The sequence below is a fragment of the Isoptericola sp. NPDC019482 genome, from assembly GCF_040632295.1.
In the GTDB taxonomy this organism is placed as follows: domain Bacteria; phylum Actinomycetota; class Actinomycetes; order Actinomycetales; family Cellulomonadaceae; genus Isoptericola.
This window is the reverse complement of the sequence record NZ_JBEYBQ010000071.1, coordinates 1-5,431: the sequence shown is the minus strand read 5'-3', so window position 1 is coordinate 5,431 and position 5,431 is coordinate 1. Positions and strand designations below refer to the sequence as shown.

The 5,431-nt window shown below is 73.9% G+C and carries 5 protein-coding genes; all 5 read left to right on the top strand.

Annotated elements, in window-relative coordinates:
• The first annotated feature begins 158 nt into the window (after positions 1 to 158).
• The 5 genes from dop to pafA all read left to right on the top strand — a co-directional run bounded on the left by dop (position 159) and on the right by pafA (position 5,315).
• A complete protein-coding gene (gene dop / locus ABZ493_RS21645; protein ID WP_430584179.1) occupies positions 159 to 1,856 on the top strand; it encodes a depupylase/deamidase Dop in 1,698 nt (565 codons plus the stop codon).
• Between the two features lie 205 nt (positions 1,857 to 2,061).
• A complete protein-coding gene (locus tag ABZ493_RS21640) occupies positions 2,062 to 2,259 on the top strand; it encodes a ubiquitin-like protein Pup (RefSeq protein WP_430584178.1) in 198 nt (65 codons plus the stop codon).
• A 6-nt stretch (positions 2,260 to 2,265) separates the two neighbouring features.
• Positions 2,266 to 3,171 carry a proteasome subunit beta gene (prcB, locus tag ABZ493_RS21635; protein WP_430584177.1) on the top strand — a complete coding sequence of 302 codons (906 nt, stop codon included), beginning with the start codon at positions 2,266 to 2,268 and terminating at the stop codon, positions 3,169 to 3,171.
• The gene (gene prcA, locus ABZ493_RS21630) at positions 3,168 to 3,890 is read left to right on the top strand and encodes a proteasome subunit alpha (protein WP_430584176.1); all 723 of its coding nucleotides are present in this window, start codon (positions 3,168 to 3,170) and stop codon (positions 3,888 to 3,890) included. Before prcB ends, prcA begins: the two co-directional genes overlap by 4 nt.
• A gap of 63 nt (positions 3,891 to 3,953) precedes the next feature.
• A complete protein-coding gene (gene pafA / locus ABZ493_RS21625) occupies positions 3,954 to 5,315 on the top strand; it encodes a Pup--protein ligase (protein WP_430584175.1) in 1,362 nt (453 codons plus the stop codon).
• Positions 5,316 to 5,431: the final 116 nt, after the last annotated feature.

Genomic DNA, 5,431 nt, shown 5'->3' with positions numbered 1-5,431 from the left:
CGCCGCCCCCCTGCGCGCCGCGCCTCCCCGGGGCCCCCCTCTCCCCGCCCCCGGCGGCCCCCCCCCCGTCGCCCCCCCCCGGGGGGCCCCCCTCGAGACGGGTACCTCGATCTCGTCCGGGTCGACCTAGGGTGGGTGCCGTGAGCGTTCGTCGCGTGATGGGGATCGAGACCGAGTACGGCGTGCTGGCACCAGGGCGGCCGATGGCCAACCCGATGCTCATGAGCTCGCAGGTGGTGATGACGTACCGGGCGCTGGTGGCCAGCGCCGGCGCCCGCCCGCCGGCCCGCTGGGACTACGACGACGAGGACCCGCTGCAGGACGCGCGCGGGTTCCACCTCCAGCGCGCGTCGGCGCACCCCTCGCTCCTCACCGACGACCCGTCGCGCCCCGCGCCGTCGGGCCCGGTACCCGGCGGCGGCGCCCCGGCGTCCGCCCAGGTCGCGTCCGCGGCCGGGACGCCCGGGGGTTCGGCGCGCGGGCGGTCGCGTGCCGCCCGGCAGGAGCCGGAGGAGGTCGAGCGGCCGTCCGTCGAGGACTACGACGACCCCAGCGCCGCGAACTGCATCCTCACCAACGGCGCGCGGCTCTACGTCGACCACGCGCACCCCGAGTACTCGTCGCCGGAGGTCACCGGGCCGCGCGACGGCGTCCTGTGGGACGTCGCGGGGGAGCGGGTCATGCTCGCCGCGGTGCGGTCGCTCGCCGAGGTGCCGGGCGGCGACGTGGTGCTCTACAAGAACAACGTGGACGGCAAGGGCGCCAGCTACGGCACGCACGAGAACTACCTCGTGGACCGGGCGCTGCCGTTCGGCACGCTCGTCGACCTGCTGACGCCGTTCCTCGTCACGCGGCAGGTGTTCGCGGGCTCCGGCCGGGTCGGCCTCGGCCCCACGGGCGCCGAGGCGGGCTTCCAGCTCTCCCAGCGCGCCGACTACATCGAGGCCGAGGTGGGCCTGGAGACGACGCTGCGCCGCCCGATCGTGAACACCCGGGACGAGCCCCACGCGGACCGCACCCGGTGGCGCCGCCTGCACCTCATCATCGGCGACGCGAACCTGTTCGAGGTCGCGACGTTCCTCAAGCTCGGCACCACCTCGCTGGTGCTGTGGGTGCTCGAGCACCTGGACGACCTGGCCGAGGCCGGCGTCCCAGCACGGGAGGAGCTCGCCGCCCTGCGCCTGTCGGACCCGGTCGCGGACGTGCAGCGGGTGTCGCGCGACCTCGGCCTCGCGGCCCGCCTCGAGCTCGCCGACGGCCGTCGCCTGACGGCGCTGGAGATCCAGGAGGCGTACGCCGACGTCGTGGCGCGGTCGGTCGCAGCGTCCGGCACTCCCGGCGACGACGGGACCGGCGAGGTGCTGGACCGCTGGCGCTCGGTCCTCGGCCGCCTGGCGACGGACCCGGCGACGTGCGCGCGCGAGGTGGAGTGGGTCGCGAAGCGGCGGCTGCTGGAGCGCATGCGGACGCGGGACGGCCTCGCCTGGGACCACCCCCGGCTGCACGCGCTCGACCTGCAGTGGACGGACGTGCGGCCGGAGCGCGGCGTCTACCACCGGCTCGTCGCGTCGGGCGCCGTCGAGCGCCTCGTCGCCGAGGAGCACGTCACCGACGCGGTGCACCACCCCCCGGCGGACACGCGCGCGTGGTTCCGCGGCGAGGTGATGGCCCGGTACGCCGACCAGGTCTCGGCGGCGAGCTGGGACTCCGTGATCTTCGACGTCCCGGGGGCCGCCGCCCTGCAACGCGTGCCGATGCTCGACCCGTCGCGCGGCACGCGGGCCCACATCGGCGCGCTGCTGGACGCCAGCCCGGACGCGGCCGCCCTCCTCAAGGGGTTGCGCGGGGAGGGCTGACGCCCCCCGGCGCCGGACGGCCGCGGCCTGACCGGCGACGACGCCCCCGCGCCCGGCGGAGGCGTGGCGCGGGTGGACTCGTTCAGCCCTCGGCGCAACGCGGGTGGACGTCGCCGCGCACTGTCGTCGCCAGCGCATAGGCTGGCGTCGCGAGACTCTCCCGGGGCTCCTTGTCGGGGGCCCCGCACAGCGAAGGAGGCGGACCATGGCCGGTCAGGAACGGATCAACCCGCAGCACGAGGACCGCACGCCGGACGACGACGCGGACGCCCCCGCCCCGGTCGCCCCGGCGGCGACGGACCGGGACGCCGAGGTGGACTCGCTGCTGGAGGAGATCGACGAGGTCCTCGAGACCAACGCCGAGTCGTTCGTCCGTGGCTTCGTCCAGAAGGGCGGCCAGTGAGCGCCCATGACCCACGCTGACACCTCCGGACGGCTGCCGGACGCGTTCCTGCGCCCCGGCTCGTCCTCGTTCGTGGACTTCCTTTCGGGGCACGCGCCCGACCTGCTGCCCGGGCGGCGCGACGTCGGCGGTACCGGAGCGCCGGCCGACGGCCTCGCGCCGCACGCGACCACCATCGTCGCGCTGACGTTCGGCACCGACGACGGCGGCCGCGGTGTGATCATGGCGGGCGACCGTCGGGCCACGGCGGGCAACCTCATCGCCAGCCGCGAGATGGAGAAGGTCTTCGCCGCCGACGCCTACTCGGTGGTCGGCATCGCCGGGTCCGCGGGCGTGGCGATCGAGCTCGTGCGGCTCTTCCAGCTCGAGCTGGAGCACTACGAGAAGATCGAGGGCTCCCTGCTGTCGCTCGACGGCAAGGCCAACCGGCTGTCGACGATGATCCGCGGCAACCTGCCGCTCGCCATGCAGGGGCTCGCCGTCGTACCGCTGTTCGCGGGCTACGACCTCGACCGCGGGTACGGGCGGCTGTTCAGCTACGACGTCACCGGAGGGCGGTACGAGGAGCACGACCACCACACGGTCGGCTCCGGCTCGGTGTTCGCGCGCGGCGCGCTGAAGAAGCTGTGGCGGCCGGGGCTCGACGCCGACGCCGCCGTCGGGGTCGCGGTCGAGGCGCTGTACGACGCGGCCGACGACGACAGCGCCACGGGCGGGCCGGACCCGGTACGGCAGATCTGGCCCGTGGTGAACGTGGTCACCGCCGACGGCGTCCGGCGCGTGGGCGACGAGGAGCTGTCCGCGACGGTCGAGCGGATCGTCGCGGAACGAGGGGCGGCCCACCGCGCGGCCCACGGCGACCGTCCGGCTGGCGGGGCTCGGCCGACCGAACAGGGAGGTGCACGCGCATGACCATGCCGTTCTACGTGTCGCCCGAGCAGCTGATGAAGGACCGGGCGGACTTCGCCCGCAAGGGCATCGCCCGCGGCCGGTCCGTCGTGGTGCTCGCCTACTCCGGCGGCATCGCGTTCGCCACGGAGAACCCGTCGCGCGCGCTGCACAAGATCTCGGAGATCTACGACCGCATCGCGTTCGCCGCGGTCGGCAAGTACAACGAGTTCGAGAACCTGCGGGTCGCGGGCGTGCGCTACGCCGACCTGCGCGGGTACTCCTACGACCGCACCGACGTCACCGCCCGCGGCCTCGCCAACGCGTACGCGCAGACGCTCGGCACCGTGTTCACCACCGAGTCCAAGCCGCTCGAGGTGGAGCTGGTCGTGGCCGAGGTGGGGGACACGCCGGCCGCCGACCAGATCTACCGCCTGTCCTACGACGGCTCGGTGGCCGACGAGCACGGGCACGTCGTCATGGGCGGCCAGGCGGAGCAGCTGGGCGCACGCGTCGCCGACGCCTGGCACGAGGGCATGACGCTGCCGGAGGTGCTCGCGCTCGCGGTGCGCACCCTCGGCGCCGTGGGGTCGGACGGGTCCGTCGCCGCCGAGGGGGAGGAGCGCGAGATCGCGCCCGCCGGCCTCGAGGTGGCGGTGCTGGAACGCGCCGGCCGACGGCGGGCGTTCCGCCGGCTGCAGGGTGCGACGCTGGCTGGGCTGCTCGAGCAGCCCGGAGACTGAGCGGGTCGGACAGCAGGGTCGGACGGCAGGGTCGGACGGCAGGGTCGAACGAGGGGAGACGTCGTGGACCGCAGGATCTTCGGTCTGGAGACCGAGTACGGGGTGACGTGCGCGGCGGACGACGGGCGCGGGCTGTCCGCGGACGAGGTGGCCCGCTACCTGTTCCGCAAGGTCGTGGCGTGGGGGCGGAGCTCGAACGTCTTCCTGCGCAACGGCTCGCGCCTCTACCTCGACGTGGGCTCGCACCCCGAGTACGCGACGGCGGAGTGCGACGACGTGCACCAGCTCGTGGCGTACGACCGGGGCGGCGAGCGCATCCTCGAGGGCCTGGTCGCCGACGCGCAGCAGCGGCTGGAGCACGAGGGCCTGTCCGGCAAGGTGCACCTGTTCAAGAACAACACCGACTCCGCGGGCAACTCCTACGGCTGCCACGAGAACTACCTCGTGCGCCGGCAGGGCGACTTCTCCCGCCTGTCCGAGGTGCTGGTCCCGTTCCTCATCACCCGCCAGGTGCTCACCGGCGCCGGCAAGGTCCTCGCCACCCCGCGGGGCGCCGTCTACTGCCTGTCGCAGCGCGCCGACCACATCTGGGAGGCCGTCTCCAGCGCCACCACGCGGTCGCGGCCCATCATCAACACCCGCGACGAGCCGCACGCCGACGCGGAGAGCTACCGGCGCCTGCACGTCATCGTCGGTGACTCGTCCATGGCCGAGCCGACCACCATGCTCAAGGTCGGTGCCACCGACCTCGTGCTCCGTCTCGTCGAGGCGGGCGTCCCCATGCGCGACCTCACCCTCGAGAACCCCATCCGCGCGATCCGCGAGATCAGCCACGACCGCACCGGCCTGCACCCCGTGCAGCTCGCCAACGGCCGCACCGCCACCGCCGTCGACATCCAGTGGGAGTACTACCACCGCGTCCGCGAGCACGTGGACACCCACGCGGGCGCCACGCCCGTCGTCAAGCAGGTCCTCGACCTGTGGGAACGCGGGCTGCGCGCGGTCGAGTCCGGCGACCTGACCCTGGTCGACCGCGAGCTCGACTGGGTCATCAAGCTCAAGCTCATCGAGCGCTACCAGGCCAAGCACGACCTGCCGCTCGACGACCCGCGCATCGCCCGCCTGGACCTGGCGTACCACGACATCTCCCGCACCGAGGGGCTGTACAACCTGCTCGCCGCACGCGGCATGGTGGAGCGCGTGGTCACCGACCTCGAGGTGTTCGAGTCGACGGCGGTCCCGCCGCCCACCACCCGCGCCAAGCTGCGCGGCGACTTCGTGCGCGCCGCGCAGGAGGCGCGCCGGGACTACACCGTGGACTGGGTGCACCTGAAGCTCAACGACCAGGCGCAGCGGACCGTGCTGTGCAAGGACCCGTTCAAGAGCGTGGACGAGCGCGTGGATCGGCTGATCGAGTCCATGTGAACGGTCGCGCTTCGGCCGGTGCCGCCGTGCCCGGTTGATTCCTTCGCGCGAACGCGTTCACGGGCGCCAGGGCGCCCTCCACTTCGGGAGGGATACGTCCGCGCGAAGGAATCAAC